The organism is Endozoicomonas sp. ONNA1 (assembly GCF_024606325.1).
Lineage (GTDB): Bacteria > Pseudomonadota > Gammaproteobacteria > Pseudomonadales > Endozoicomonadaceae > Endozoicomonas_A.
On record NZ_JAHHPN010000908.1, the window covers coordinates 1 to 1,449 of the forward strand.

The following is a 1,449-nucleotide window of genomic DNA, read 5'->3' on the forward strand; positions in this document are numbered from 1 at the left end:
ACAGTATAACTTTGGCTAGATGACATTCTGTGTCTTTCAAAAACCTGTTTACTCATTTTCCCTTGCTTTATCGAGTTCAGGGTCATTCCTACGAATGCAAGCTTGATCCTACCAGGTGGTTTTTTTGTCAGAAATTTTATGGGTGTTTTTTTAATTCTTCGGTCAATAACCAGCCTCTTTCTGGTGTCGTACTGCAAGCACCGTAGCAAGACCATTCTCTATTCGATATAAAGCAACATAACCACTGTTACCGAAATCAATTAGCCACTCTCTAAACTCTGGCTCCATACCATCAACAGGACGACCAATCTCAGGTTGACAGGCTAAAACCTTAATGCCTGAGCGAATTGCTTTAATCGCACGACTGGCTGAATTTCCATCTTTCTGTGCCAAAAATTGGTGTAATCGTTGAACATCTCTAAGAGCGGAAGGTGACCATATCAGTCGTGACACTTAGGAATCTCCCCATTTTCACCCGCCTCAAGCTTTTCTAACCATGCATCCGCTTCTTCAAGCGTTAGGTGCATACCATTCTCTTGATAGCTGTTCCAAGCATTAAGGGCGTCCTGTTTGAAAGCCTCTTTTTTCTCTTCACATGTTACATAACGACGAATAGCTTCACACATTATCCAATGTGCTGATCGGTGTCTGGCCTCCGCCAAATTCTTAACTCTTCTTTTCAGGTCTTCATCAAGCTTTACCGAGGTTACCATTTGTTTCTCCCTTGGTATTAAAAGGTAATACCCATTAATACTATACCATAAGACCCAAAAGTAAAGAAAACCCTCGTTTTAGTATCCGGCCAGAAAAATTGCTTACACGTCAGATACTTCAAAACCCTTACAGCTTCAACATTGAGAATGGTTTTTGAGAGCCTGAAGCCCGTTATTTATCAAACTTTCAGCCAAACCCGAATGCTTCTCAAAAACGGTGAAAATCGAGAAACAATTATCTTGAAAAACACCGGAGCACCGAGAGATCACACCCCCGAGAGATAGTACACCCACAGAATGAATCAAATTTTATGGGTGTCTCTTTTTTTCCTATTTAGGTTACAATAGTTCTGACTTTTGCCAGAGCCTCTTCAACTACCGATTTTGAAGCCCTTTCCACCTTTTTTATGTACCTTGCCTTGTAATCTACCGTCCGAACCTGCTGGCACACAACAACCCCAGAAATTTGATTGCCAGCTATTGAAACTTCAAAGGCATGGCCACGAACAGTAGAGGTGATAGGTGCAACCAGTACCAGTTTTGTTTTCTGGTTGAATACTTTTGGAGATAAAACCAGTGCAGGCCGAGTCTTCTGTATTTCCACTCCTCGCGTTGGATCAAAATCAACCCAGATCACATCACCACGCTCGGGAATATACGCCATTACAGAAGCTCCTCTCCCTTTGGCGCATCATTGAGCCATTCACGTTCTTCGTCATTCAAGATGAAGGCACTG

At 42.4% G+C, this 1,449-nt stretch carries 3 protein-coding genes; all 3 read right to left on the reverse strand.

What is annotated here, in order from left to right:
* Nucleotides 1-162: 162 nt before the first annotated feature.
* A complete protein-coding gene (locus KDK19_RS21345; protein WP_257254691.1) occupies nucleotides 163-453 on the reverse strand; it encodes a type II toxin-antitoxin system RelE/ParE family toxin in 291 nt (96 codons plus the stop codon).
* The gene (locus tag KDK19_RS21350) at nucleotides 441-713 is read right to left on the reverse strand and encodes a CopG family ribbon-helix-helix protein (protein ID WP_257254690.1); all 273 of its coding nucleotides are present in this window, start codon (nucleotides 711-713) and stop codon (nucleotides 441-443) included. The genes KDK19_RS21345 and KDK19_RS21350 overlap by 13 nt, the downstream gene beginning before the upstream one ends.
* Before the next feature lie 334 nt (nucleotides 714-1,047).
* Nucleotides 1,048-1,377, reverse strand: coding sequence for a type II toxin-antitoxin system PemK/MazF family toxin (locus tag KDK19_RS21355; RefSeq protein WP_257254689.1), 330 nt, complete (start codon nucleotides 1,375-1,377; stop codon nucleotides 1,048-1,050).
* Nucleotides 1,378-1,449: the final 72 nt, after the last annotated feature.